The organism is Fulvivirga maritima, from assembly GCF_021389955.1.
Lineage (GTDB): Bacteria > Bacteroidota > Bacteroidia > Cytophagales > Cyclobacteriaceae > Fulvivirga > Fulvivirga maritima.
In genome coordinates, this window is record NZ_CP089980.1 from 6262578 (window position 1) to 6288594 (window position 26017).

Annotated in this window: 29 protein-coding genes; 17 read left to right on the forward strand and 12 right to left on the reverse strand. The window is 36.6% G+C overall.

Translation table 11 applies throughout. The features are described 5' to 3' along the window. From LVD15_RS26190 to LVD15_RS26200, 3 genes are all read right to left on the reverse strand, one after another. Positions 1-150, reverse strand: a complete 150-nt coding sequence (locus LVD15_RS26190) for a hypothetical protein (protein WP_233778141.1) — start codon at positions 148-150, stop codon at positions 1-3. An 89-nt stretch (positions 151-239) separates the two neighbouring features. After that, on the reverse strand, positions 240-1445 hold the full coding sequence (locus LVD15_RS26195; RefSeq protein WP_233777304.1) for an IS4 family transposase: 1206 nt from the start codon (positions 1443-1445) through the stop codon (positions 240-242). Positions 1446-1643: 198 nt separating this feature from the next. Next, positions 1644-2261, reverse strand: a complete 618-nt coding sequence (locus tag LVD15_RS26200; RefSeq protein WP_233778142.1) for a hypothetical protein — start codon at positions 2259-2261, stop codon at positions 1644-1646. Positions 2262-2442: 181 nt separating this feature from the next. On the opposite strand from LVD15_RS26200, the gene LVD15_RS26205 reads away from it, so the two are divergent. Next, complete coding sequence (locus LVD15_RS26205) at positions 2443-3255, forward strand: DNA/RNA non-specific endonuclease (RefSeq protein ID WP_233778144.1); 813 nt, start codon at positions 2443-2445, stop codon at positions 3253-3255. Between the two features lie 208 nt (positions 3256-3463). Here the strand turns inward: LVD15_RS26205 and LVD15_RS26210 are convergent, their stop codons facing one another. Beyond that, a complete protein-coding gene (locus LVD15_RS26210; RefSeq protein ID WP_233778145.1) occupies positions 3464-4024 on the reverse strand; it encodes a hypothetical protein in 561 nt (186 codons plus the stop codon). Between the two features lie 559 nt (positions 4025-4583). Between LVD15_RS26210 and LVD15_RS26215 the strand changes: the two genes are divergently transcribed. The 5 genes from LVD15_RS26215 to LVD15_RS26235 all read left to right on the forward strand — a co-directional run bounded on the left by LVD15_RS26215 (position 4584) and on the right by LVD15_RS26235 (position 11336). Next, on the forward strand, positions 4584-5207 hold the full coding sequence (locus LVD15_RS26215) for an RNA polymerase sigma factor (protein WP_233778147.1): 624 nt from the start codon (positions 4584-4586) through the stop codon (positions 5205-5207). 46 nt (positions 5208-5253) lie between these two features. After that, positions 5254-5496 carry a hypothetical protein gene (locus tag LVD15_RS26220; RefSeq protein WP_233778148.1) on the forward strand — a complete coding sequence of 81 codons (243 nt, stop codon included), beginning with the start codon at positions 5254-5256 and terminating at the stop codon, positions 5494-5496. A 115-nt stretch (positions 5497-5611) separates the two neighbouring features. After that, on the forward strand, positions 5612-6262 hold the full coding sequence (locus tag LVD15_RS26225) for a FecR family protein (RefSeq protein ID WP_370687438.1): 651 nt from the start codon (positions 5612-5614) through the stop codon (positions 6260-6262). Positions 6263-6314: 52 nt separating this feature from the next. Next, a complete protein-coding gene (locus tag LVD15_RS26230; protein ID WP_233778150.1) occupies positions 6315-9713 on the forward strand; it encodes a TonB-dependent receptor in 3399 nt (1132 codons plus the stop codon). Between the two features lie 102 nt (positions 9714-9815). Next, the gene (locus LVD15_RS26235) at positions 9816-11336 is read left to right on the forward strand and encodes a RagB/SusD family nutrient uptake outer membrane protein (protein ID WP_233778151.1); all 1521 of its coding nucleotides are present in this window, start codon (positions 9816-9818) and stop codon (positions 11334-11336) included. A gap of 820 nt (positions 11337-12156) precedes the next feature. On the opposite strand, the gene LVD15_RS26240 is transcribed toward LVD15_RS26235, so the two are convergent. Next, positions 12157-12507, reverse strand: coding sequence for a winged helix-turn-helix transcriptional regulator (locus LVD15_RS26240; protein WP_233778152.1), 351 nt, complete (start codon positions 12505-12507; stop codon positions 12157-12159). Between the two features lie 92 nt (positions 12508-12599). On the opposite strand from LVD15_RS26240, the gene LVD15_RS26245 reads away from it, so the two are divergent. Beyond that, positions 12600-13526, forward strand: coding sequence for an NADP-dependent oxidoreductase (locus LVD15_RS26245; protein WP_233778153.1), 927 nt, complete (start codon positions 12600-12602; stop codon positions 13524-13526). Between the two features lie 206 nt (positions 13527-13732). On the opposite strand, the gene LVD15_RS26250 is transcribed toward LVD15_RS26245, so the two are convergent. Continuing rightward, positions 13733-14128 carry a hypothetical protein gene (locus LVD15_RS26250; protein ID WP_233778154.1) on the reverse strand — a complete coding sequence of 132 codons (396 nt, stop codon included), beginning with the start codon at positions 14126-14128 and terminating at the stop codon, positions 13733-13735. A gap of 473 nt (positions 14129-14601) precedes the next feature. Here LVD15_RS26250 and LVD15_RS26255 point away from each other — a divergent pair, with 473 nt between their 5' ends. Continuing rightward, entirely contained in the window at positions 14602-14778 is a 177-nt protein-coding gene (locus LVD15_RS26255) for a Lacal_2735 family protein (RefSeq protein WP_370687439.1), read from the forward strand. A 167-nt stretch (positions 14779-14945) separates the two neighbouring features. On the opposite strand, the gene LVD15_RS26260 is transcribed toward LVD15_RS26255, so the two are convergent. From LVD15_RS26260 to LVD15_RS26270, 3 genes are all read right to left on the reverse strand, one after another. Beyond that, on the reverse strand, positions 14946-15731 hold the full coding sequence (locus LVD15_RS26260; RefSeq protein ID WP_233778156.1) for a toxin-antitoxin system YwqK family antitoxin: 786 nt from the start codon (positions 15729-15731) through the stop codon (positions 14946-14948). Positions 15732-15838: 107 nt separating this feature from the next. After that, positions 15839-16693, reverse strand: a complete 855-nt coding sequence (locus tag LVD15_RS26265) for an ExbD/TolR family protein (RefSeq protein ID WP_233778157.1) — start codon at positions 16691-16693, stop codon at positions 15839-15841. A gap of 236 nt (positions 16694-16929) precedes the next feature. Next, positions 16930-17316 (reverse strand): hypothetical protein, encoded by a 387-nt coding sequence (locus LVD15_RS26270; RefSeq protein WP_233778158.1) that lies wholly within the window; start codon positions 17314-17316, stop codon positions 16930-16932. Between the two features lie 226 nt (positions 17317-17542). Between LVD15_RS26270 and LVD15_RS26275 the strand changes: the two genes are divergently transcribed. The 7 genes from LVD15_RS26275 to LVD15_RS27385 all read left to right on the forward strand — a co-directional run bounded on the left by LVD15_RS26275 (position 17543) and on the right by LVD15_RS27385 (position 20811). Continuing rightward, positions 17543-17728 (forward strand): hypothetical protein, encoded by a 186-nt coding sequence (locus tag LVD15_RS26275; RefSeq protein ID WP_233778159.1) that lies wholly within the window; start codon positions 17543-17545, stop codon positions 17726-17728. Continuing rightward, complete coding sequence (locus LVD15_RS26280) at positions 17725-18819, forward strand: fatty acid desaturase family protein (protein ID WP_233778160.1); 1095 nt, start codon at positions 17725-17727, stop codon at positions 18817-18819. Before LVD15_RS26275 ends, LVD15_RS26280 begins: the two co-directional genes overlap by 4 nt. A gap of 168 nt (positions 18820-18987) precedes the next feature. Next, a complete protein-coding gene (locus tag LVD15_RS26285) occupies positions 18988-19239 on the forward strand; it encodes a bestrophin family protein (protein ID WP_233778161.1) in 252 nt (83 codons plus the stop codon). Continuing rightward, positions 19190-19888, forward strand: a complete 699-nt coding sequence (locus LVD15_RS26290; RefSeq protein WP_233778162.1) for a bestrophin family protein — start codon at positions 19190-19192, stop codon at positions 19886-19888. Before LVD15_RS26285 ends, LVD15_RS26290 begins: the two co-directional genes overlap by 50 nt. Positions 19889-20041: 153 nt before the next feature. Further along, complete coding sequence (locus tag LVD15_RS26295) at positions 20042-20230, forward strand: hypothetical protein (protein WP_233778163.1); 189 nt, start codon at positions 20042-20044, stop codon at positions 20228-20230. A gap of 81 nt (positions 20231-20311) precedes the next feature. Next, positions 20312-20440, forward strand: a complete 129-nt coding sequence (locus LVD15_RS26300) for an isoaspartyl peptidase/L-asparaginase (RefSeq protein ID WP_233778164.1) — start codon at positions 20312-20314, stop codon at positions 20438-20440. Positions 20441-20598: 158 nt separating this feature from the next. Then, positions 20599-20811 carry an isoaspartyl peptidase/L-asparaginase gene (locus LVD15_RS27385; RefSeq protein ID WP_370687440.1) on the forward strand — a complete coding sequence of 71 codons (213 nt, stop codon included), beginning with the start codon at positions 20599-20601 and terminating at the stop codon, positions 20809-20811. Between the two features lie 204 nt (positions 20812-21015). Here LVD15_RS27385 and LVD15_RS26305 read toward each other — a convergent pair whose 3' ends face one another. The 3 genes from LVD15_RS26305 to LVD15_RS26315 all read right to left on the reverse strand — a co-directional run bounded on the left by LVD15_RS26305 (position 21016) and on the right by LVD15_RS26315 (position 24209). Then, positions 21016-22098, reverse strand: a complete 1083-nt coding sequence (locus LVD15_RS26305) for an alkene reductase (protein WP_233778165.1) — start codon at positions 22096-22098, stop codon at positions 21016-21018. Between the two features lie 97 nt (positions 22099-22195). Next, complete coding sequence (locus LVD15_RS26310; protein WP_233778166.1) at positions 22196-23089, reverse strand: NmrA family NAD(P)-binding protein; 894 nt, start codon at positions 23087-23089, stop codon at positions 22196-22198. Positions 23090-23264: 175 nt separating this feature from the next. Further along, complete coding sequence (locus LVD15_RS26315; RefSeq protein WP_233778168.1) at positions 23265-24209, reverse strand: NAD(P)-dependent alcohol dehydrogenase; 945 nt, start codon at positions 24207-24209, stop codon at positions 23265-23267. 203 nt (positions 24210-24412) lie between these two features. Here LVD15_RS26315 and LVD15_RS26320 point away from each other — a divergent pair, with 203 nt between their 5' ends. Both LVD15_RS26320 and LVD15_RS26325 read left to right on the forward strand, forming a co-directional pair. Beyond that, entirely contained in the window at positions 24413-24970 is a 558-nt protein-coding gene (locus tag LVD15_RS26320) for a Crp/Fnr family transcriptional regulator (protein ID WP_233778169.1), read from the forward strand. An 80-nt stretch (positions 24971-25050) separates the two neighbouring features. After that, a complete protein-coding gene (locus tag LVD15_RS26325; protein ID WP_233778171.1) occupies positions 25051-25863 on the forward strand; it encodes an SDR family oxidoreductase in 813 nt (270 codons plus the stop codon). Positions 25864-26017: the final 154 nt, after the last annotated feature.

Below are 26017 nucleotides of genomic sequence, written 5' to 3' on the forward strand. Positions count from 1 at the left end.
CTATTTCATTTTGATAGTGCTGCTTAATTCTCTAATTATCTCCGGTTCTACAGTAGCTCCATTTTGAACAGCCTGTATGATTACCTGATTTTCTCCTTTAACAATGGTCTGGACGAAAATACTGGTAAGAGAATTATTATTAAATATCACTAGTGTCCGACTAAACTCTGGTCTAAGAAATTTTAGCGATTCTAAGCAAAAATAAAGTGGTTTTCTTCTAATCTGGAAAAGTGAGCCCTCTATGGACTAAATAAAGGGTATTGATTGGTTTTATATATTGTTTTTTGAAGTTCTAGGTCTGGATTGTTTAGAAAGCGGGTAAGGTGAACATAGGCCATCAAGTGAAACCTTACCAATGAGACCATATTAGAAAAGGCCCATCTTTTTTTGATCTGTTTTCGGACTACTTCCATCAATAATAGACAGATCAGGGCACTCCAAATTTGGATCTCAATAGCATTTTGGTTGTCCCCCAGAAAATATTTGAGAGGAAAGTTCTGCTTCAGCTTTTTAAATAAAAGCTCTATCTGCCATCGGTATTTATAAATGGCCGCTATTGTGGCTGCTTCCAACTCCATATTATTGGTCATAAACACTAATAATTTATTATTGAGGTCATCATAATAGGCTATTCTTCTATTTTGAAGCTCTTGCACTTGTCCATCAGTCTTGAAACTGATAACAACTTTTTCATCCTTAAGTACACAAAAGTCTTTATCTTCAGGCAGTTCTAGCTCATCTATTGATTGATATCTGGCATTTTCTTTCATTCTGGTAATGTAAAATATCCCTTGATGACTCCACTGTGCGTATTGTCTATAATCGATATACCCTTTATCCATCACCACATAGGATCCTTCTGGGAGTTGTAATTGCTTTAAAAATGTATGATCATGCTGACTTCCCTTGGTCAACCGTACTAAACATGGCATTAATTCTGCCGCATGAATCATTACATGAGCTTTAATGCCTCCCTTGCTTTTGCCATCTTTTCTAGGGCGTCCTGCTACCTTGAGAATATCTTTAAACAGACTAATAATCGTTGAATCAACAATATAAAGTTTATTGAGAACTTCCATTCTCAAGCGGCTGTCCGGCAAAAGGTGCCGATACTTTTTAAACAATTTCATGTAAATGTCTGCAAAGACTATACTACTGCGTTTTTTGTTGCTATCTGATAAAGTGGAACGTCTGGGTATAAATTGAATACCTAAATGGATCAGTTTGTTTTGGCAGGCCAAAAGCCCCGTAGTAAGCTCTCTGAGAGCACTTGCCCCACTGAAACAGCAGTATAACATGCTTACTAGGTGATGCCAAGTATTCAATTTCTTGTAATATCTGTCAGATTGGTGTTTTGATATTATTTGATTTAACACCGATTTATCTATCAGCGATAATAGTTGAGAAAAGATTGGCTGTCCGTAGAAATATGTATTTTTACTCATGTGTGATTTTTTGTTGTGGTAAACCGAAAATACACATTATGGGGCACTCTTGAAATTATTCAGAGGCCCCTATCTTTTTTCTCGGACACTAGTGATTAAATATTTAAAAACAGATCAATATTTCATTTCGGAGGGATTAGAATAGTGAGAGAAGAGCATTTAGTGAGACTTTTAAAGGTCAATATTTTAGATACCTATTTAATTAAGTTCATCAATGTGCTGGAAATTTATTTGGCCGATATTGTTTATATGATCTTCCAGATTAATTAATTTTTGTTGAATTTCTATATCCTCATTTAGAAGCCCTATTATTACTCCAATTTGCTGATAAGCTTTTTTCAAATACGACATTTGTCTCAAGAGATTCTCAAGTTCATCAATTTGGTATATTCGAGATCTTTTTTGAAAGCCCTTTTTTGTAGATTTAGAGTGACGTAAACTGAAGGTATTTTTATTCAAATTTCCATCAAAATCTGACCATCCTAGTCTGTATGAACCGTGAGCAAATGAATTTCGTATTTCAGTGATTGATGCATTTATATTTGATAACTTACAGTTCAGTTTAATTAGCAATTCTTGACTCCTATAATTGTCTGCAATTAAGGCATCAAATTTCGTCCGTAAAGATGAAGATGTTAAGCCTTCTAAAAGAATTTCTATGTTTCTTTTGTTCTTTCCAAAATTATTATCTGAGAAAATAATCTTCGGAATTAAAAATGGAATAATAGATATTGTCTCTTCATATTGAACAAAGAATTTTCCGATCAACTGATGCTGAGTATCTATCTCTTCCTCCGAAGGCATATCATTTTTCATAAGTACACTACACCTTTTTTTGTTTTACAAACATTCACTTGTTGCTTTTATTAAATTCAATCTACTCATTTCACTTTAAAACTCCTAAATAATTACTTGAGGCTTTTAGTGATGCTTTTTCATTATCTAGTATACTTTTGCATGCCGTTTTAGCGTACTATTTTTTATCATCAATATTTAAATGAAATACTTTTATCTGTTACTGCTCTTCCTTTTCCTACCATTCCCGGGGCTTTCTCAGGATCATAGGGCTGAGATCCACTGCAAGCATTGGCTGGGAGGATACCCTTATGGAACTCCACCAACCAATGATTTAATTATTCGGGATATCTATGCCTTAAGCAATAATGATGATACTAAGTTTGCCGACTGGGTAGCTTATAGATTAGATCCTGAAATAATTTCTGGCAGTAACAAAAACCGAAACTGGAAAGCCGACCCTTGGTTAGATCCTACTGAGACCCTTGAACCAGACCCCGACCATGGCGATTATAAAGGGGCCTATGATTCTATTCATACTGATCGTGGACACCAAGCGCCCTTAGGCAGCTTAGACGGTTCACCTTTTTGGTATGAGGCTAATTATCTTTCTAATATTACCCCGCAAAAATCTGACTTAAATCAAGGAGCCTGGGTGGCACTTGAAGAAAAAGTAAGAGAAATGGTAAATAAATATAAGGTGGTTTATATTATGACCGGCCCTCTGTATGAGAGAGAAATGCCACCTCTACCCTTCGCTGATGAGCCCCATAAAGTCCCTAGTGGATACTGGAAGATAATTCTTGTAGAACTTCGCAATGGACATATTGAGCCCCTTGCTTTTATTTTCGATCAGGAGACTCCGAGGAATTCGTCACTACAGAATCATCTTTGTACTATTGATGAAGTAGAGCTGAGATCTAACCTTGACTTTCCGTGGGAGTTAAGTGACTATAAAGAGAAAGCCATAGAAGCTAATAAAAATGAAGATTGGTTTGAGATTAATATAAAATAAAAGATGGTACTCCGCTGGCAACAGTACTCAAACGGTTAATATACACAGTCGAATGTAGTACAGGTATCCATATTTGGAAATAACATCATAATTTCGCTCAAAAACTCATCTTGCATTTGCTCTAACGTTTGGCAAGAGTTTCCAAAGCATTTTCTCCCTGGTACAAGAGATATAATTTTAATCAAAGCCACACCTCGATTGTAGCTCGCTAATAAAAGCTAATTGAGCTTGAAAAATAGTATCTTTCTTCTTGCTCATAAACTGATATATTAAAAGTATCCATAGTAATTTTATTAATAACATCGGCTTGATAAATATCATACGTTTTAGCCTTTTCTTCTAGAGAATATTTTTCCTTATCAATCAGATCAAGGATTTTGAGGGTGTCAAATTTATCAATTTCAATTACCATATTTTTCAAAATAGGATAAGACTCATGACAGATATCGGGGGTTTCCTTAAGTGGCACAAATTCTTTTTCCTCATTTTGAGAACTAACCTTTACTACATTCAAATTATTTAAGTGTCGGTAATCGAAATAGGCCAAGCCTGCATAATACTCCATTTGATAATAATCTAAAGTATCTCCAAATCTTTTACCAATGATAATTACATCAACTCCTGGCATCCATTGATATCCTTCAAGAGTAAGATCTTCGCAAGTAACATTTCTATTAATTGTAAAGGGGTTTCTTGGGACTTTTTGATGTTCGCTGCAAGAAGTCAGCATAGTGATTAGAAAGATTATAGAGGTTATTCTCATTTTCATGTTCAATCTGCTCTTAGCTACGACTCCTGCTCGGGTATATTTGAGCGTAGCGGTGACATGTCTGGCTTACATTTTAGGCACCTAGCTATCCTTAATCTTACCGAAGGGTGACTAAGGATTTATTAATGATTAGGAGTGTCTCTGACAAGGCGAAAGAAGCTTCTACTCTCATTTATTTCTAACACTCGTCATAATCCTGCATAGTATCTTGCAAAACATATATTCCTTATTTCTTTTGGTCATTCATGCGAACCTATAATAAATGTAAACAATGATTACTTAAAAACGATAAAGATTTGAGGCTAAATACCGTGTCTGAGACACAGATGATCATTGAAAGTTTGTAGTCGTAGACAACGAACTACGAAGTTAATTAACCTCCACTTAATATCTGATGCCTCTGTCAGATCAATTGCTGCAAGAAGAGTCCACTACACCTATAACATCTTCATATTCAACGTTAATTATTCAATAATTTTCATCTGAGCTTTTAACAGAATCATAATGATTAGCCTCTATAATTGTTGCTTAATATAATTTTCATTTGGGGCAAGAATTTATGAAAGCTTACTTCGATCACTATAACGACACTCAGCTCATGCGCCTCATTAAGAATGATAATGAGCTGGCTTTGCAAATACTCTTCGATCGATATTATGATTCTCTACTGGAGATTTCATTTCATTTCCTAACAAATGTGGCGCTCGCAGAAGAGGTAGTAGCAGATATCTTTATTAGGATATGGGAGAAACGCTACAACATTAACGTTGAAAATTTAAAGGGATATTTATATACAGCAGCCAAAAATCTTTCTATTAACAAATTAGATAAAGAAAAATATAGTTTTCATTCCAGCAAAAATATAGATACTCCTTATAGCACTGACCCAGAAAGAGATATACAATTCGATGAAATGTTTCAGCAAATAGACTATCTCATTTCACAAATGCCCGGACAAAGACAATTGGTTTTCAGGCTAAATAAAATTGACGGGCTGGCCTATAAGGAAATAGCAAAGCTTTTGGAAATATCTGTAGAAACAGTACAAAAACACATGTCGCTGGCAGTTAAATATATGGCTTTGTATAAAGATCAGATTTACGGTATGGCACATTATCTTACCACTTTTATGGCTACATCAAGCTTATTATTAATTTTTTTAAAAAATCTTCTTTCCCACTAGCAGATTTTTCTTTCGGCTCCTGTCATATAGTTGAAAAGCAAAAAGTATGAATGAAGAAATCTTCTGGCAATTGGCAAGTAAGTTGCTTGCAGGTGAAGCTTCTCCAACTCAGGAAGAAGAACTTAAAAGCATAATAGCTTCCAATAAGGTTTTAAAAAAGAAATGGTTAATAGCAAAGGCTCAGTGGCAGGCTACTCCTCAACTACCTACGCATGATAGATCACGAGCTCGCAAGCTTCTTCTTGAGGGATTAAAAAAAACGAAGGGCAGAAGAAACTCATACACCTAAGAAACAAAAAAGAACTAGGAAATGGTGGAACCTCGGTGCCGCTGCCATCATCATAGCTATAATATCCTCTTATATAATTTTTCAGGTTAAGCTACCTAAAAATGAAGAGCATCATATAGAGGCCTACACTAAAACTGTAACTGTACCGGCCGGTCAAATACAAAAAGTAGTACTACCAGACAGCTCACACGTGTGGATCAATGCCGGTAGCTCCTTATCCTACCAGGTACCCTTTTTCGATAGAAATATCCAGTTAAAAGGTGAAGCATTTTTTGAAGTAACAAGAAATGAAAAATCACCATTTACTATTACCTCGGCCGATCTGAAGGTAAGAGTGCTGGGTACCTCATTTAATGTTCGAAACTACTCAGAAGGGCTTCCACAAGTGAATGTATCCAAAGGTAAGGTACAAGTGGAAGTGAATCAAAACCCTGATCAAAAGGCCATTCTAATAAAATCTGAAATGGCCATAGTGAAAAAAAATCATCTAGTGAAGACACAAGGAAAATTTAAGGATATAGCTATATGGAGAGAAGGTAAACTAGTCTTTGAAAATAAACCTATCAACGACATTATTCCTGAACTTCAGCGCTGGTACAAGGTCAAAATAGAGCTCACTGACAGCAAAATTGGCCAACAAAGATTCAGCGGTTCTTTTCATAAAGAAACATTAGAGAGTATTCTTAAAGTGATGCATCATGCCCTGTGCATAGACTATACTATTCAGGAAGAAACTGTGATATTATCTAAAAACAGCTGCTTCTGACACCACAATAAGCTTAAAAACAAATACTATTCAATCTTTTAAAAACAAAAATATGAACACAAACTTTTACCTCTATCCGCGGCTGGCTTTGAGGGCCATGGCATGGGCTATGGTGCTCTTTGCATGGCTAACACTCCTGCCTCCTGCTATAGCAAACTCTCAGCAGAGCCTGAGTGATGTAAAACTGACACTTTCACTGAAAGAAGTTCCAGTAAAAAAAGTGCTGGACAAAATTGAAAATGAAACCGATTTTAATTTTTCTTTTGGTAACAGAAGAGTAAACCTGGATCAAAAGGTAACTATCCAGTCAAACAACAAATCACTAAAAGAAATACTCTATTCTATTGCACTGCAAACTGATCTTAACTTTAAAAGAATCAGTCAGAATATAGTAGTAATGTTAAGAACCGGCAAGATGGAAATCATTGCCGAGGTAGCAGAAGTTACCGTGAGTGGAATAGTAAAAGACATGAATGGTGATCCATTGCCAGGTGTGAATGTAGTAATAAAAGGGACGAGTAAAGGATCCATTACGGATATCAATGGAGCCTTTACATTAACAGTGCCGGACGATGCCACACTGATATTTTCCTATATTGGATTTAACACAGAAGAGATTTCAGTGAATGGAAGAACCAATATTGATGTAGCCTTAACTCCGTCATTAACTTCATTAGAAAATATTGTGGTTATCGGTTATGGAACCGCTAAAAAGAAAGATGTAACAGGAGCCATATCTGAAGTACAAAATGTGGAGCAACTTAATACCAGACCCATTTTTAATGCTCAGGATGTAATGCAAGGAAAGGTAGCCGGTGTTACCGTGTTACAAAATGGCGGAGACCCTACTGCCCAGCCAATGGTAAGAGTAAGAGGTATAGGAACGCTATCTAACGAAGAACCATTATACGTAGTAGATGGAGTGCCGGGAGCCCCTGTTCCAAATCCTGCTGACATTGAAACTATGAACGTATTAAAAGACGCTTCCGCTTCATCAATTTATGGTGTAAGGGCTGCGGCTGGTGTAGTTATAATCACTACAAAAAAAGGACAATCGGGTAAAACTCAAGTTAATTTCAATACTTACTATGGAGTACAAAATGTCAGCAAAAAGTTAGATGCCTTAAACGCCCAAGAATATGCAGATGTAATGAACCTGGCTTTTAACAATGCTGGTTATGCGGCTGATTACCCGGGTAGGGAATACATTCAGCCACAAACAAATGCATATGGCCTTGTAACCCGTACCAATTGGATGGATGAAATATTCAGAACTGCTACCATCCAAAATTATGATGTATCTATAAACGGCGGCAGTGAAAAAAGCCGATTCTATACCTCACTAGGTTACAAAAAAAGTGAAGGTACTTTAAGAAACACTTATGCGGACCGATACACTTTGAGATTGAATAGTGATTTTGATCTTGGCGAACACTTTAAGGTGGGTGAGAATTTCACAGTTTTATTTAACAATGGAAACTATGGCGTAAACACCACTTCCGGATATACGGGAGCGCTGATCACGGCCATATATTATCCTCCAAGTGCTGTTATCTGGGAAAACGAAGCTGAGGGCCTTTATGGAGGGGTTGCTCCACGAGGAAGCGATTATATAGGTTCATATGGAGATCTCATTAACCCTGTAGCGTATCTGAACAGACTGAATGACAAAAGACCATCTACTACCCTTTCAGGTAATGTATTTGCAGAATATAATATTATTGAAGGTCTTACTTATAAATTTAATTTAGGTATAAATAGAACAAACACCACAATAAAGTCATTCACTTCAAAAATTACTGAACCAGGAAAAATATTCGATTACAATGAACTATATCAGGAGGATAATCTAAGGTTTTCCTGGGTAGCGGAAAATACTTTGAACTATAAAAAGATGGTTGGTGACCATTCTTTCGATATACTTCTAGGTTATATGTCGCAAAAGTATGAGTACTCATACTTTAATATGAGTGCCCAGGGCTTTCCAAGTGAAGACCCTTCTCAGCAATACTTTCCTAACGCGAATGGGCCTTTTGCAGCACCTGGCGGAGGTAGCACAGAAAATGCACTGGTTTCTGCTTTGGCCAGGTTAAACTATGACTACAAAGACAAATACTTATTAACGGCCACCATAAGAAGAGACGGATCTTCAAAATTAAGTAAGGACAACAGATGGGGATCATTCCCTTCAGCGTCTGTAGCGTGGAGACTTTCTAATGAAGATTTCATGCAGGATGTAAGCTGGTTAAATGACTTAAAACTAAGAGCCAGCTGGGGAAAAATAGGTAATTTAGGTGCTCTCGGTGATTTTCCTACTACTGTATCCCTTAGCCGAACTGAAGGCTTACTAGGTAACCCAGCTTCCTATACGAACTACTATGGATATGCCATAGATGGTATTGCTAACTCTGATATTAAATGGGAAACCACCACCCAGACCGATATTGGATTGAATGCAACGGCTCTTGATAGTAAGATATACCTTAATGCAGATTACTTCTTCAAAGAAACTTCCGATATGCTGGTACAGGTGCCTTTAGTAGGAACTGCCGGAGTAAGCAATGCTCCCTGGGAAAATGCAGGAACCGTTCAAAACAAAGGTTGGGAATTTTTGCTGGGCTATACTAATCAAATTGGAGACTTGACGTTTGACATTTCAGCCAATCTTACTACCATTAAAAATGAGGTAACAAGCCTGGGCAGTAATTACGATAATATTCAACACTCTGAAAATGTAAGAGGCATTTTGCAGCCGTTAAGAACTGAAGTTGGTCATGCTATTTACTCTTACTATGTATATGAAAATGACGGTATTTTTCAGAATGATGAGGAAATTAACAACTACATAGGACCAAATGGAAAAAAAGTACAGCCTTATGCTCAGCCAGGTGATCTTAAATTTGTAGATCAAAATGGAGATGGAAAATTAAATGAAGAAGATAAGGTATTTAAAGGGGACAACTTCCCTGATTTCACCTACGGTATAAACCTAAGCCTAAACTATAAAGCCTTTGATCTGACAATGCTTTTACAAGGGGTGAGCGGAATAAAAGTATTTAACGGGCTTAAATTCAGCACATTAAAGCCAACACAAGGTTATAATATGTTAGCCGATGTTAAAGATGCCTGGTCTCCTGAAAACACTGGTTCTGATATACCACGAGTATCTGTTGATGATCAAAACAATAACTTCGGAACTGTTTCAGACTGGTATTTGGAAGATGCCTCTTATATGCGTGTTAAAAATGTGACATTGGGATATACACTACCCACATCTTTTGCTAATAGGCTTAAACTTTCTCAGCTAAGAATTTATGCCACAGCTACCAATCTACTCACTTTCACTGATTATTCAGGATTTGATCCTGAAGTAATATCTAATCATGGTATTGATATGGGCTACTATCCACAAGCAAGAAGCTTCATATTTGGCCTGAATCTAAAATTTTAATTTCTCAAACTTTAGAAATACAATGAAATGAGCATAAACTATAGGATTTAAAGAAAGTTTATTGCGAATTACATTTGACAATTGAAAATTAACTAAATACACATGAAAAATTTAAAATATTTATTAATCATCTGGATGGGCATGTTCGCTTCTTGTTCAGACGATTTTCTGGATATAAAACCTGAAGGCACACCTACTGACGCCAACTTCTGGTCTACAGAGGAAGATGCTATTGCAGCTTCTAATGCCCTATATTCATTGTTCACAGATGATGAAATGGTAGGACGCGGGTATTTTTGGTTCATAAACGCCAGTGACGACATGGTAACTGGTCGTGTAAAGGCGGACCCTGATAACATGAAAAATTTCATCTGTACTGGAGATGAAGATTACATCCGCAATATATGGTCTAAAAAATATCAGGTAATAAAAAGGGCTAATGATGTTATCAATCATCTGCCAGAAATGGATATTGATCAGAATCTTAAAAACAGAATAATGGGTGAAGCATACTTTATGTCTGGGCTCATGTATTTCGATCTGGCTTATAGATTTGGAGACGACCGTGCTGGTATACCGATCATTGATAGAGAAAATATGCTTGATTATAATATTCCAAGGACCTCTACCGTGGTAAACAATTATGCTTATATCATTAGTGAATTTGAAAAGGCAGCGGAGTTATTACCATTCTTTGATGAGTATACTTCCGAGGATTATGGCAGAGCCCATAAAACTGCAGCCTGGGCTTATATGTCCAAAACTTACCTATACTGGGCTCAATATGATGCATCTAAATACAGCAGTGCTGTAGAAGCCGCAGATAAAGTGATCAATTCCGGAAAGCATGCGTTAATAGATACTGGTGAACCTTCAAATGACTATAAAGCTGTATTCTCCGCTGCTAATAACTGGAGCAAAGAATATATCTGGTCAGTAGTATCAAATGTACAAACAGGAAGTATTCTACCCGGCGTAATGTTTGAAAACAAAGGCTGGGGGCATTACAATGGCTGGGGATATTTTCAACCTACTAAGGAACTATATGATAGTTATGAACAGGGAGATGCGAGAAGAGACGTAACAATTTTTAAAGAAGGCACTGTCTTTAATTATTTCGGAGAAGAATTCACCTGGTACCAGACAAGTAATAATGAAACCGGTTATATGTTTGGCAAATACACCGAACCCTTCTCAGATGTTTCAAGGGTTAATCCTAATGGAGATAAGCCTTCCACCGATCTGAATGTACCACTAATGAGATTTGCAGAGGTTTTATTAATTAAAGCAGAGGCCCTAATCGCAGACGGAAAAAATGGAGACGCTCCATTGAATGAAGTAAGAACACGTGCCGGTTTACCTGCTCTTAATGGTGCTACCATAACTGAACTGAAAAGAGAAAGAAGAAATGAATTAGCTGGAGAATGGAGCGACCGCCACTTTGACCTGATAAGATGGGGCGATGCGGATGCCGCTTATGCACAGCCATTACATACTCACGATGGATCAATTGCATGGCCTGCCAGACCACAATTCGACCCAACCATACACCATGTATGGCCTATTCCTCCTCATGAGGTTGCATCTAGTAATGGCATTCTAGAGCAAAATGAAGGCTGGTAAAATTAGTAATACTTTTGATTTGAAAATGAAAAGGTCTCTCGTAATGGGTGGCCTTTTCTGTTTCTATTAAATAGAAAATAATCTATTTCATTCATTTATAAGGAATTTTTGAATTAAGATTGACCTCAAAAACCAAAGTCACCAGTTTTATGAAAAATATCGCCCTTCTTATCACCCTGTTTTCATTATCAAGCATCCCACCTTCCCTTAGTCTTACCGAAATTTATTAATGATAAGGAGTGTCTCTGACACGGTAAAGTAGCTTCTACTCTCATTTTTTTTACCACTCCTCATAATCCTGGATAGTATTTTGCAAAATATATTTTCCTTATTTCTTTTGGTCGTTCCTACGAACCTAATAAATGTAAGCCATGATTACGTAAAAACGATAAGGATTTGAGGTTAAACACCATGTCTGAGACACTGATGATCATTGAAAGTTTGTAGTCGCAGACTACGAACAACGAGGGGGATTACAAAACCGCGAAAAAATAAAAAACAATACGTCAAATGAGGAATCTTCCAAGTTCTGAAAAGCAATATTTAAATTGCGATTCCATGTGATAAAATCATTTAACTTATAAGACCTAAAGTGAACAACCAGCAGCTTTTGGTTTGACCATTAAAAACCAGGAACAGCTGATTTAGCCTTAACAAATAACCACTGGTAATTTTACCACCATGCCGGGCAACGGAGGAGACTTTTTAAAGTTCGATGCGGATAGCTTGCCCAGTCTGTAGTGAGCACGCGTATTGCTTCGCTACGCGAGCTAGATGGGAAGTTAAATTTCACTGCCCTCAGTCCCTTCCATTTTTATTATTACTGCTCATTAGGAGTGACAAATTTCAATCCCCACTTACTCATTTCTTCTATAATAGGATTTAAACTAAAACCTAATTCCGTGATAAGATACTCTACTTTAGGGGGAATTTCAGCATAAACAACCCGATCCAAAATTCCATCATCTTCCAACTCACGGAGTTTATTGGTTAATGTCTGTCTGCTAATATCAGGGATTATTTTTTGCAGAGCACTATAACGATTATGCCCTTGTTTGATGTAATGAATGATTATCAATTTCCATCTATCTCCAATCTTGCTGAGGCTGTATACTACAGGGCAATTGTTAGGATTATAGTCCTTTAGCTTTCTATTGTGGTTTTTAGCCATTAGTCTAAAAAGTTAGCGTATGTCAATTAATTAGGATTAAACTAATTTATAGACAAAGCTAACCTAATTTTGACAAACAAAACAATAAAAAAATGCAAGCAATACAAATTAATGAATACGGGGATAACTCTGTTTTAAAAAGTGTGCAAATCCAAGATCCGAAGCCAACCGCCAATCAGGTACTGGTAAAGTTGAAGGCTTCCTCTGTGAATCCGGTTGATTATAAAATTCGTTCCGGTTTTATGGCTGGTATGCTAAAGAAAGAATTCCCTTTCACCTTAGGCTGGGAAGGTGCCGGTATAATAACAGAAGTAGGTAGCGATGTAAGTTCTTTTCATGCAGGTGATGAAGTAATGGTAATGCCCAATTTTATGGAAGGTGGAACCTATGCAGAATATGTGGCGGTAAATGAGTCAGAAGTTGTTCCAAAACCCAAAGCCTTGAGTTTCAGCGAAGCCTCTACAATTCCCTACTCAATAGGAACAGCTTACATTTCACTTATAGAAGATGCTCAAATAACGCAAGGTCAAAAGATATTGATCCACGGAGCAGGTGGTGCAGTAGGTCAAATGGCCGTTCAGATTGCAAAAAACAATGGCCTTTATGTAATTGGCACGGCTAGCGGAGAAAAGATCAAAGAATTGCAAGAATTAGGGATAAACCAAGTGATTGATTACCGAACCACTGACTTTTCTGAGGAATTACAAAATCTGGATGTGATTTTAGATTTGGTTGGAGGTGAAACATTGGCAAAATCATATGCCTTACTTAATAAAGGTGGAACTATAATATCTACCACCCAACCTCTGGAGAAATCAGAATTAAGTAAACACGGAGTTTCAGGTAAAATGACTTTTTTTAGTAACAATGGAGATAAATTCAAGCATATCAACAAGTGGCTTAACGAGGGTTTAATAAAGGTTAAAGCACCTCAAATATTTAAATTATCTCATGCCATGGAGGCATTGTCTCTAGTGGAAAACAGAAAAGCTGAATCAAAAGTTGTTTTTGAATTTTAAAAGCATGATAGCCTGTAATTAATATCAAATAAGAGAAGTAGATCAATCGCTCACTATTCCTACTGAGCATTATTGAATAGTCGCCTCTAATACTACAATGTAATGGGGTGACTACACTTTGACCTGTCCTGACGAAGGCAAACTAAATATTATGAAAGGTGTAATCAGACTCTATTTGAGTCAGAGTTATGGACTAGACATTTCATTTAGGAGTATTGCAGCCGACCAACAATATTGTTCTGAATCCATCGAAAAAAGACTGGTATTAAAGCCAGAGGTATAACAAACACTAGAACAGGAAGAAGTTCAGATGGGCGATGAATGGCCAAAAAGGCTAATAGCCCAATGTAAACAGCCAAAAATATTCCGTAAACTATATATGCAAATACAGTTCCGATGAATCTAATAGTTACAGATGTCCCCGAATTATTCGGGTTGAAGACCACTTCTGCTCTTGGCCAATAGAAGATATCTTTACTTTTTATGATCACTTTATGCTCGTAAGGAATGGTGTACCAAAGAGGTTCAGTGTTTTTTATTGAGTTGTTCAGCTCAGAAAAATAGGTGAAATCATTTCCTGAAAAGCGCGGTTCAGGGCTCATGTTCCGTCTGATATTCCTATACAGATCTTCAGTGGTTAAAGTTGTTCGATATGTTCTCTTGAGTCTCTCCTAGTGAATATTAAGGCCGTCGGAAAAAATATACGCCCCACGAGGCTATAAGAAATTAAACGTAGCGTTTTTTGATAACTTTCTCAACCTACATAAGCTCATAAAATATTTTACATTATACACGGTGCCTGAGTGTGGCACTATACGAAAAGATTATTAACTTCAGAAAACACAAAAGTGGAGCTAGTAAAACAAGTAAATAGATCTTAAGATATTTTGACTATGCCTCATATTTAGAAATGCCTGTGGATTGCACGCATATTAGTTCGCTACGCACCCTACGAAAAGTGAGCATAACCATTGATATACAGTAATTTGCAAAGCTTTGATTATCTAAAAATAATTCATTGATTGCAGATCAAATCATTCATTTAGAGAGCTGATTTTCAACTATAAAAAAATAAATATGTTCAGTTTTTTCAAAAAAAAAATCGAAAGTAGAAAAATTAGAAATTCAGTATAAAAAGCTACTAGAAGAATCATATAAGCTTTCTCATAGTAACAGAAAAGAAAGTGATAAAAAAAGAGCTGAAGCTGAAGAAATATTAAATCAGATAGAGTCGCTTACAAAGAATGATTAACGTGAGTTTTTATTAAAATTAGCATTACCTTTTTTATAAAGTTATATAACCTTGGCAAGCTATGGCTAGTTTAGTTTAGAAGACGCTAAACTATCAAGATCATCACCTTTTTAAATAGATTTCTCCACCCTAAACGATAAATATTCATTCATAGCATTTATCTCCTTTCAATAATTCTTTATTTCAACGATGAAAGTTGAGGTATCCAATTCAGTATTACCGTTTTCAATTAAATACGCTACCGCTTCATATTTATAGGTTCCAATATCTGAAAGTGAATCATTCCACCTTGTTACGAGTGAATCAGGGTGGATGTATACAGTATCTTTGGTATTAGGGCCATATATAACAAAGTGCTGCTCAACATCTATTTGTTTGGTCCTTGAGGGTGCAGGAATTAGCCAAGCTTGCTCAAACGGTTCATTTGGATGTAGAGTAATTTTGTTAAAGAATTGAGCTAAAAATATACGGCCTCTTTTGCTAATCAAATCCCCTTTTTCATCATAACTCCTTTGATACATAATCTTGCCACGCAGGTCCCTATAATTATATTCTTTAAGGTTAGTAGCGTATGGAGCGATGAACCATTTTCCTTCAATTTGAACTGCCATGGAGTCCTGATATCCATCATAGAATACAAGCTCCTCACCATAGGGAAGCCCATTGACATAATATGCGTCAGACTTTACAATGCCGGAAGGATAATATTCTTTATAGTACCCACTAAGAGTGTCGTTTACATAGTTGGCATTTGAATGAATGTTTCCCAATGAGTCAAATGCATCAAATTTACCATTTTTCATTGAGTTAACTATCGGACCTTTAAGACGTAAAATATTGTTTACATCGTAAGCATATAATGTATCGGATTTTACAACTTCCCTAAGTCCATGATTCTGTTCTTGGCAGGAAATTATAACAAATAATAATATACAAAATTCAAGTGGTTTCATTCTTATCCGAAAGTAAAATCCGTATATAGGACCAAAACATTCCTTTATACATTTTATGGCACCAATCTAAACATTTTGATATACAACTCATAGTGCATGGGGCGTTTCTAAAGACTTGGATCAGCCACTGATAAATTAGTTGATATATCAGGATGTTCACCTTTAATTTCTTTATAAGCTTGCTGTATAATATCTAGAGTTGAAATAAATATATCATAACTTGCTTTCCTAGAATAATTCAGTGTCAATAAATGAGTCTCACCATGACGGATAACAAAGTCCTTAATAATTCCTTTGGCTTTGCTTATGTCAGTTTGTCTATTATTTAAATATAAAAGTTCATCAGCCGTAATTAGAATGTTCAAAGAATCATATTTTTCTAATAGTCTTGGCTTCACACTTTCTGGCTTTAAACCTAGTTGACTGTTAAAATTAGATTTTATCAAGTTGGATATCATCAAAGTGCCTATATGATTATAGAGGTCATGATTAAGATCTGTAGGCTCAAATACTTTAAGTAATTCTTTGGCTACAATTGATGGAGTAATATTTCCCTTTGAGCCTATTGAATCAAACACCGCTATTAGTAAGCTATATTTGGAATTATAGTATTCGGAAGATTCAAGTTGAATCAGTGTAGAATCACGACAATTAATGCTTGTTGGCAAATACTTAATATTATTCAATTCATACTGAATATCCTCATTAGCAAGCACTGGAAGGTCATTTGTTTCTGCAATTACCAAAAGAAAATGATAATAACTTTGCCCTGTTGGTTCATGTATAATTCCGTGTCTTAAAAGTATATTTTGAGCCGAATCAATAGAGGCTTTCACGTCAATTCCATAGCCCCGATATTGATCATAGAAGCAATTCAATATTTTATCCTCAAAAGTATAGTTATAAGATTTTTCACAACTAATACAGATTAGAGCTAATATTATTCCTGATAAATATTTCAAGTTAATGGGTTTATAAATAATGCACGGAATCCAGGCAAAAACAATCCTTTATACATTTTATGGTGCCAATCTAAACATTTTGACATACAACTCATAGTGCATGGCTGGCTATCCAGTTCTAATATTGCTACCAGCGTTTTGTAAGTCTTTTAAAGTTCTATAAGAATAGCTTGCCCAGCCTAGTTATCACGCGTATTGCTCCGCTACGCGCGCTAGTTGGAGCTTCATTTATACTCTTAGTAATCAAAATCCTGAGCATTGTCATTCCAACTTATATTTTCTACCCCTTTCTGGATTATATCTTCAACCATTTTTCCATTGGGTAAATCATCGAACCAGATTACCACTAATTCAGAGCCATCAAAATTTGGGTTTATTGGTTCAAATGAATTTAACCAAACAATATAATAGGTAGGCTTTAATTTCGTTTTGAAATCATTATTGTCTGGCTGGATTTTGATAACTTTTCTTCCACCCCAATCTGAAGGATAAGTAGTCCTTTCAAAAATGCTTTTATTCATTCTTTCATTCGGAGAACCTTCTAACAACCCTCCATACGTATATCCAAATTGAAATCCATTAACTTTAACATCTCTTCCACAATTCAATCTTATTCTAATCATATTTTATTAATACCTACAAACAAGCCCTTTAGCTATCTTCAAAATTAAGTGAATATTATCTTTCTGTCTACCATTTTGAATCACTCAAAGTCATATTTATAGTTGGTAATTTTTTGTTATTTTATTCTTTATTAATGTAACGGTTGGTGAGACTTTTAAAGTTCGATGTGATTAGCTATGCTCGCCTATATCAATAATCTATAGTAACCATACTACCATTACGAGCATGGCGGCAACAGGGGAAGAGCAGCGTTTTGTGAGACTTTTAAAGTTCGATGTAAACAGCTCGGCCAGTCTATGCAAAAGAGTTTTAGTAATCAGGCCTCCATGCCGAGCATGGCGGCAACGAGGGCGTAAGCATCAGGCCGCATATGAACTTAATAGCTATGGTGCAGGTTATACCAACACATGACAAAGAACCCTAAATTCTCAACAGATAAAAACTTTGAATTTTCAGAACAACTGAAGTTAAGAGTTAATGATTATTTCAAAGTAAATGATCTAAGTAAGCAAGGCAAAGGAGGCATGATTTTTAAAGCTATATGCATGCTGATTTTGTTTTTAGCGCCATTAATACTCATTAATACTGGAATTATTACGAGTTCATTGTTGCTTTTTGTTTTCTACATTTTAAGTGGCTTAGGAATGGCTGGCATTGGTATGGGAGTTATGCATGATGCCATCCATGGCTCTTTCTCTAAAAAAAAGAAAGTCAATCAATGGATGGGCTATACCATGAATTTAATAGGAGCTAATGCCTCCGTTTGGAAGATTCAACATAATGTATTACATCATACATATACTAACATTAGTGAATCAGATGACGATATTAATACCCCTATCTTCCTGCGTTTTTCACCTCACAGCAAGAAATACTGGATACATCGTTTCCAACATATATATATCTGGCTTTTTTACGGCTTATCAACTATCTCATGGATCACGGCCAAGGATTTCGTTAGAACAAGTCGGTACAATAAAATGGGCTTTTTCAATGGCAAGAAGGAACTAAAACGCACTATGTTAAAGATAAGTGCTTGGAAGCTGTTATATTATTCTTATACACTGATATTACCACTAATTATGGTACCACTCGCATGGTGGGTAATATTACTGGCATTTTTGAGTATGCATTTTGTTACAGGCCTGCTTATTAGCATCGTTTTTCAGACCGCCCATATTATGCCTAATAATGACTATCCGCTGCCCAATAATAAAGGACTTATTGACAACAACTGGTCAGTGCACCAATTGGCAACCACTAGTAATTATTCACCAAGAAGCAAATTCTTTTCATGGATGATAGGTGGCTTAAACTATCAGATTGAACATCATTTATTTCCAAATATCTGCCATATGCATTATCGCAAATTGTCAGGTATTGTAGCCGCAACAGCTAAAGAATATGGCATTCCCTACCATTCTAAAAAAACCTTTCTATCTGCCATTATTGCTCACATCAAAATGCTAAGAATATTAGGGAAAATGGAATTGAAACTTTAGAGATTCCGCCAACCCTATCTGTTATCATCTATTCATGGAATATCAGATAATTCCTGTAGTTAATTAAGGTGAATCACAAAGTATTATAGCACAGGCATTCTAACCCCATTAATGATAGCATTATTTAAGTTCTACAATACTTTTACTACTTACAACAATTTTAATATAATGATCCTAAAGAAAAATATTCCTATATCCTACATCATCAGTGAACTTAAAACCCCTTTAATCTCAGTTACCCTAATTGCTATCGCCTCAGCTATTCTTCCTCTTATTTTCGGTTCATTTTTTTCTGAAATACCTATCAATATTGCCACTACACTAGGCGTAGCTATATCCATACTTCTTTCCTACATGATTAATCAGTCATATGAAAGATGGTGGGAGGCGCGAAAAATATGGGGGGGAAATTGTGAATGATAGCAGAACATTAATTTTGCAATTACAGATGTACTTGAATACTGGAAATAAAGAAATACAAATTATGGGTCTCAGGCAAATAAGCTGGTGTTACTGCTTGGGAAGATACCTCAGAAAAACCGAATCCGAAAAGACGCTACAAGAATCACTATCAGAACATGATTTTAAGCTACTCAAAGACCATAAGCACATACCATTAAATATTCTATCGTTACAAAGTGTTAGCATCAAAAGACTATTTGAGAAAAAAGAGCTTGATAAATTTTCACAAATTAAAATTGAAGAGACAATAGCAAGGCTGACAGCATCTATGGGTAAATGTGAAAGAATAAAAAACACGGTATTTCCAACTATTTATAGATATGGTCTGCATGCAACCATTTATTTGTTTGTAGTCTTTTTATCATTATCGGTGGCCTTTGAATTACAACACTTTATACTTCAGTTTTTTATCCTATTAATCGTATCTACTGTCTTTTTCTTTTTAGAAAAAGCTGCATTTAGAATGCAGGATCCCTTTGAAAATATCGCTACAGACACACCTATGACTTCTATTGCAGAAGCAATTGAAAATAATATTATGGAATTGCTTAATAAAGAAGTAATTTCAGCCGTTGAGCAGGAAAATAACAAATTTTATGTTTTATAAAATATCCATTTCAATACGACTTAATTATCATCTGATCTCTCAAATCTTATTGACAAATTGACATGTGACTGTTAAAAATCGGAACATCAATTTTTCTTTAAAAATTATATTTAAGAGGATCTTAAAATCAACTATAAAACAGATAACACCAAAATGACGAAAATAACAAGAAGCTGGAGAGAACAGAAGATCATGCTGAAGAGGAGATTCTCAAATTTATGTGATCAGGATTTCGAATTTGAAGAATCCCAGAAGGAATCTATGCTCGACAATCTGGCTCTTAAACTTAACAAAACCAGACTAGAGCTTCAGAAGCTATTCGCAGAACTTCAGACTTACTAGTATGCCCGATATCGCATTGGCTCTTCATGGTAAAGCAGGAACTATTCTAAAAAAAATCCTATAAAGCCTACCAGACTGGTTGTGGAAAAATCAGAGCCTTTATTTTTGTCAGGTAAGGGTGCTGAAGAATTTGCTCGTGAAATGGCTGCAATTTTGAAGACGCCTCTTATTTTTTTGATGAATTTTGATATAAACAGTGGCCGACTTTAAAAAAAAACCGACCAGTTTCAATTGGAGCATTCGTCTAATATAAATGAAAAATTCGACGCCGTAGGGGATGTAACCTTAGATCAATATGGCAACCTGACTGCAGCCACCTCTACCAGGGCATGACTAATAAGAAATTGGGGCGGATTGGTGATAGTCCAATGATCGGAGCTGACAACTACGCGAACAATCTCTCCTGCGCAGTATCATGCACCGGCAGTGGTGAGTTCTTTATCCGTGGTGTTGTAGCCTATGATTTCAGCTGCCTGATAGAATTTAAAGGCTTAAGCCTCACTGAAGCATGTCAGAAAGTTATTCATCAATGTTTGTCCAAAATTGGCGACGATGGTGGCCTAATAGCCGTTGACAGGTAAGAAAACACCTCCTTATCTTTTAATATAGAAGGCTTGTATCGTGGTCACAGAAATTCTCAAGGTCTGAACGAAGTGGCCATTTACTTTGCCGACTGTGAACAGAAACCAGGTTTCATATCATAATATTGTGGTGTCACTGTACACAATCGGAAAGTAGTCATAGCTAAGTTGATCCTATAATTTTACTAGTGAAAATTATTATTTTCATTCACTAAGAAAAGGGTAATCTATATAGCCTCCTGCATCGCCACCAAACATGGTATCTCTATCTGGTTCATTGAGTTCTGTCTGCAATTCAAAACGCTTTGGCAAATCAGGGTTTGCTAAAAATAATGTTCCAAATGAAACCACGCTGGCAATACCTTTTTCTAATTCTGCTTCGGCCGTATCTCTTCCATAACCAGCATTAGCAATCACCTTTTTATTGATCATTTTACCAAAAAGTTCAATCTCGTCATCTGCAGGGTAGTGATCCGGACCAGGGAAGTAAGGGCTACGCTTCATAATTTCGACATAGGCAAAATCTAATTTATTCAATTCCTCTATGAGATAAGTATAGGTTTCCTGAGGATTATCTAATATCATATGACCGTACGGATGGAAGGGTGAGATTTTAATGCCGACCTTTTCTCCTCCAATAGCACTTATCAATTCCTGCATCGTTTCCAATACAAATCTGGCTTTATTTGGTATACTCCCCCCATATTCATCCGTGCGCCGGTTAGCACTCTCTGCCAGGAACTGATTGGGCAAATAACCATTAGCAGCATGAAGTTCTACGCCGTCAAAGCCTGCTTCCATAGCGTTTTTGGCGGCTTGTCCGTAGTCTTTGATTGTTTGCTTAATCTCTTCCACAGAGATTTCCCGTGGCGTTTCATAATCTCTCATTCCTTGCGAAGTGAAATGCTGTACTCCTGGTATTGCAATGGCCGAAGGAGCTAAAGGTAGTTGCCCCTTACGATCAATAGAGTGCCCTACCCTACCTGTGTGCCATAATTGAGCTACTACCTTTCCGCCTTGAGCATGAACGGCATCAGTAACTTTTTTCCAGGCTTCTATTTGCTCTATTGTATAAATACCGGGCGTAAAAGGACTGCCAATAGCTTGTTCACTAATATTAATTGCCTCTGTAAAAATGAGGCCGGCACTTGCTCTTTGGGTATAGTATTGTACTGTAATATCCTCTACTACTCCATTTTGATTGGCACGGCTTCTTGTCATAGCAGACATAGCCATTTTATTTTTTAATGTTAGATCTCCTAACTGTGTTGGTGCTAATAATTTCATTGCTTTTCTATCTCAATTGTTAATTTATTATGGAAAAAGGGAATCGGTTGAGTCTGTAGACCGTTATCCTACCTTGTTACCCCTTTATTATTTATAATTAGTTATTATAAATCGGCTTATAGACTTCCTGTACAAAGTCTTCCGCTGTAGTAGTGGTTATTGTAGATTGATTTCTCTGCTGGTAGTTCATGAATCCGGTTTTAACTGCAGTGCCCATTTCAATTAGGTTATCAACAAAATCTTCAGAAAACCCATTGCCTATAAAGATTTCCTTTGCTTTCTCTACCGGTATCTGAACATAAGGTAATTCGGGCTTTTCAATAGCTTGCCCAATTATGGTGGTAAACTCACGGTAGGTATAATCCTTAGGGCCCATCACGGGTTCTATGCTTTTACCCTTGAAATCAAGATTCATCAAATGGGCTGCTATTACTTTAGCCACATCCTTAGTGGCAATCATAGGGATGGCATGGTCTCCATCGGCAACAGTACCGTTAATCCCTTGATGTTTCACTAAGCCAATAGTCCTTAAGAAATTATCCATAAAATAGGCCGAGCGAATATGCAATACATTAACTTCGTTCAACTGATTGAGTCGGACTTCTTGTTCACCAGTTCCGCCCATCATTCCATTGCCTTCATGCATGTGAGACCCCAAGCTGCTCATATTAACAATGTGTTTAATTCCTGATTGCTCAATGGCTTTAATCAGGTTACTCGTTACCTGCCTTTGATAGTGTCGGGTATTTTCCGCTTTTACATTATCAGGTAAAATAAGGAAGGCACTATCAGCATTTTTAAAGGCATTCACTAAGGTTTCAACATCGTTTACATCGCCCGCTATGATATTTGCACCCAACCTACGAAACCTTTCCAATGGCTCCGTATTTCTTGCAATTAAAGTGACATGCTGCCCTTGGTTTACCAATATTTCTGAAACTTTACTGCCTACCGTTCCGGTGGCTCCTAGTACTACTATATTCTTTTTCATTTCGATTAATTTTAATGTTTTATAAATGTTTGATGATGTAAAGGTGAATAATACGATGACGACAAACTTGTATCAGATCACTGTTCATGTATTGATGAGCGTTTCAATTAGAATTATAGATGGCTGTCATCTTTTAATAAATAGGCATATCTCTATGGCCTCAACCCAGAAATAATTAACTGACCTCTATGGCCGCTTTACCAATAACGCCGCCTTTTTCAGCGTACTTATACGCTTCAACGGACTGATCAAATGGAAATACTTTGCTCACCTCTATCTGCAAACCATCGTTGATTGCATTGATCAGCTTGTTCATATACTTTATTGATGGACTTGAGAGTACCATGACCTGTTTTTTACCCGTAAACAGGTTCTTTAATAGAGAGGTTGGGATTTCAATCGGCTGAGGAGCCACATTAAGAAACCGGGCTTTAGGCTTCATGATCTTCTTAGCTTGGGCATACTCCATTTTCCCTGACAGATCCACTATGATATCGTAGGTTTGATTCTGTGTCAGGATATTTTCTTTCGTATAATCTACTACTACGTCAGCTCCCCATTTTTTAGCATACTCTATGGCTTTTGTGCTGGCTACCGCCGTTACATGAGTGCCTTTTTCTCTGAGTAATTGCAGCAGAAACATTCCGAATCCGCCGGTGGCACCATTGACTAGAATTTTTGTCTGTGAAGTGATCTTCCCCATCTTCTCTAAAGCAGTTAACGCTGCAGAACCCACAATAGGAATAGAAGCTGCTTGATTAAAGTTGATACCAGCAGGCTTTTTCCAAACCAAGTTAAAAGGCACCGCAACATACTCAGACAAGGCACCGTCTTTCATATTGTTTTTCACTACCCCGAAAACCTCATCGCCTGGTTTGAAATCAGTGACGGCGCTACCGGTAGCTTCCACAATACCTGCAAAATCAACTCCGGTATGCCTTGGGAATTTAGATCCGGACATCAGTTTCATTTCGCCTTTCCTGATCTTCCAGTCCATAGGATTGATAGAAACGGCTTTAACTTTTATGAGAACCTGATTGGACTCAACAGAAGGTTTTGATTCTTCTATCATTTGTAAAACATCGGTATTTCCAAAATGGTGATATGATATCGCTTTCATTATGCTCTTATTTAAATGTTTAAATTAATAGCACAAAGGTGTAGAATGCCAGACCCGCAAACTTGTATCAAATCACTGTTGTAGTGATACTCACAATTTCATTAGTGCTCTCTTCCTTAATATCATAGTAGTAGTCACCTGGTGAAGCTCACATTTTACCAAATGGTAAGGAAAGCATATTAATAATTAACTACTTTCGATACATGGAAGAGTTTATAGAATACATATTACAGTTCGGCGACTTGAACAGGCAGCAAATTGACCTCATTAATAATAAAGCCAAAGAAGTAGTGCTCAATAAAAACGAGTATTTTGCAGAAGCTGGCAAAGTGTTAAAGCAGGTAGGCTTCATAGTGGATGGTATACTTCGTATTTGCTACTACAATAACAAAGGCGAAGAAATCACCAAGATTTTTATGGAAGAAAACCATTTACTCTATAATCTGAATAATACGCCTTCCACAGAATACATCCAGGCGGCTACAGATTGTAAACTACTGGTATTTTCCAACAAGGACTGGAAAGAAATCTCAGATACCATCATAGCCTGGGATAGCATAATCCAAAAAATTGCCAATAAAGCACTTGTTCAAAAACTGCAAAGAGTGAGTCCGCTTATATCTCAGGATGCCACTACCCGTTATCTGGAGTTTATGGAAAAATACCCCACACTGGCCAACCGAATACCTCTTTCATACATCGCCTCCTATTTAGGTGTCACCCAGCAATCTTTGAGTAGAATAAGAAAAAATATACGGTAAATTGCTATTTAACATATGGTAAACAGTTTCACTTGTTGATTGTAGAGTTTTGTTGCTTAACTAATAAAAAAATTAAACTTATGAACAAGACTATTTTTATCACAGGTGCTTCATCAGGTTTAGGAAAGGCTTGCGCTAAATTATTCGCTTCAAAAGGCTGGACCGTTATTGCTACTATGAGGCAAACGGAAAAAGAAACTGAACTTATAGATCTGCCAAACATACATCTTTTAAAGTTAGATCTCAACGACGCGCAACAAGTAGCCGGGATAGCTGCAAAAGCAGAAAAAATAAGTCCGGTAGATGTAGTATTGAATAATGCGGGATATGGATTGATGGGACCTTTTGAAGGAACCACCGAAGAACAAATAGCTCAACAAATCAATACTAATTTTTTAGGAACCATACTGATTACAAAATCCTTTCTTCCCTATCTAAGAAAACGAAAAAAGGGTTCCGTTATTAGCGTAACCTCTTCCACGGCCAATATTCCTTATCCGTTCGTAGCTGTTTATGCAGCCACAAAGTCTGCCTTGGAAACTTGGACAGAGGGCATGAGTTATGAATTAAGCCACTTCGGAATAGCCATTAAAACGATAGTACCTGCTTACATGCAGACAAGTTTTGGCAGCAATGCACAACTTGTTTCTCACCCCAATTATCAAGATATCTTTGATCATTACATGAAGGCTATGCGTGCAGATGCATCTACTAAACGTGATAGCCCAGAAAGCATTGCTGAAGTCATTTATGAAGCAGCTCTAAATAATGACGGCCAATTGCATCACACAGCAGGCGATCTTTCTAATACAGAATATGAGTGGCTCAGAAAGGACGGAGTAGAAAATGTAATGGAAGCCATGAAAGAGCGCTTTTTCGGAAAATTGGCTTAATAGCAATTTCAAGGATTACTCATTATAGCCGATTAATCCAATCGATGGTTCAAATATGAATGATCTATCACTAATAATAAAACCCTAAAATAGACTTACGCTCAATTTTGGGGTTTTATTTATCATTTTGCCGTTTTTTGAGTTTCTCATCACA

Bases quoted from the DNA above. Each gene is read 5' to 3' on its own strand.
- LVD15_RS26195 (WP_233777304.1), bottom strand. From the start codon at position 1,445: ATGAGTAAAAATACATATTTCTACGGACAGCCAATCTTTTCTCAACTA.
- LVD15_RS26200 (WP_233778142.1), bottom strand. From the start codon at position 2,261: ATGAAAAATGATATGCCTTCGGAGGAAGAGATAGATACTCAGCATCAG.
- LVD15_RS26205 (WP_233778144.1), top strand. From the start codon at position 2,443: ATGAAATACTTTTATCTGTTACTGCTCTTCCTTTTCCTACCATTCCCG.
- LVD15_RS26210 (WP_233778145.1), bottom strand. From the start codon at position 4,024: ATGAAAATGAGAATAACCTCTATAATCTTTCTAATCACTATGCTGACT.
- LVD15_RS26215 (WP_233778147.1), top strand. From the start codon at position 4,584: ATGAAAGCTTACTTCGATCACTATAACGACACTCAGCTCATGCGCCTC.
- LVD15_RS26220 (WP_233778148.1), top strand. From the start codon at position 5,254: ATGAATGAAGAAATCTTCTGGCAATTGGCAAGTAAGTTGCTTGCAGGT.
- LVD15_RS26230 (WP_233778150.1), top strand. From the start codon at position 6,315: ATGAACACAAACTTTTACCTCTATCCGCGGCTGGCTTTGAGGGCCATG.
- LVD15_RS26235 (WP_233778151.1), top strand. From the start codon at position 9,816: ATGAAAAATTTAAAATATTTATTAATCATCTGGATGGGCATGTTCGCT.
- LVD15_RS26240 (WP_233778152.1), bottom strand. From the start codon at position 12,507: ATGGCTAAAAACCACAATAGAAAGCTAAAGGACTATAATCCTAACAAT.
- LVD15_RS26245 (WP_233778153.1), top strand. From the start codon at position 12,600: ATGCAAGCAATACAAATTAATGAATACGGGGATAACTCTGTTTTAAAA.
- LVD15_RS26250 (WP_233778154.1), bottom strand. From the start codon at position 14,128: ATGAGCCCTGAACCGCGCTTTTCAGGAAATGATTTCACCTATTTTTCT.
- LVD15_RS26260 (WP_233778156.1), bottom strand. From the start codon at position 15,731: ATGAAACCACTTGAATTTTGTATATTATTATTTGTTATAATTTCCTGC.
- LVD15_RS26270 (WP_233778158.1), bottom strand. From the start codon at position 17,316: ATGATTAGAATAAGATTGAATTGTGGAAGAGATGTTAAAGTTAATGGA.
- LVD15_RS26275 (WP_233778159.1), top strand. From the start codon at position 17,543: ATGGCGGCAACAGGGGAAGAGCAGCGTTTTGTGAGACTTTTAAAGTTC.
- LVD15_RS26280 (WP_233778160.1), top strand. From the start codon at position 17,725: ATGACAAAGAACCCTAAATTCTCAACAGATAAAAACTTTGAATTTTCA.
- LVD15_RS26285 (WP_233778161.1), top strand. From the start codon at position 18,988: ATGATCCTAAAGAAAAATATTCCTATATCCTACATCATCAGTGAACTT.
- LVD15_RS26290 (WP_233778162.1), top strand. From the start codon at position 19,190: ATGAAAGATGGTGGGAGGCGCGAAAAATATGGGGGGGAAATTGTGAAT.
- LVD15_RS26295 (WP_233778163.1), top strand. From the start codon at position 20,042: ATGACGAAAATAACAAGAAGCTGGAGAGAACAGAAGATCATGCTGAAG.
- LVD15_RS27385 (WP_370687440.1), top strand. From the start codon at position 20,599: ATGATCGGAGCTGACAACTACGCGAACAATCTCTCCTGCGCAGTATCA.
- LVD15_RS26305 (WP_233778165.1), bottom strand. From the start codon at position 22,098: ATGAAATTATTAGCACCAACACAGTTAGGAGATCTAACATTAAAAAAT.
- LVD15_RS26310 (WP_233778166.1), bottom strand. From the start codon at position 23,089: ATGAAAAAGAATATAGTAGTACTAGGAGCCACCGGAACGGTAGGCAGT.
- LVD15_RS26315 (WP_233778168.1), bottom strand. From the start codon at position 24,209: ATGAAAGCGATATCATATCACCATTTTGGAAATACCGATGTTTTACAA.
- LVD15_RS26320 (WP_233778169.1), top strand. From the start codon at position 24,413: ATGGAAGAGTTTATAGAATACATATTACAGTTCGGCGACTTGAACAGG.
- LVD15_RS26325 (WP_233778171.1), top strand. From the start codon at position 25,051: ATGAACAAGACTATTTTTATCACAGGTGCTTCATCAGGTTTAGGAAAG.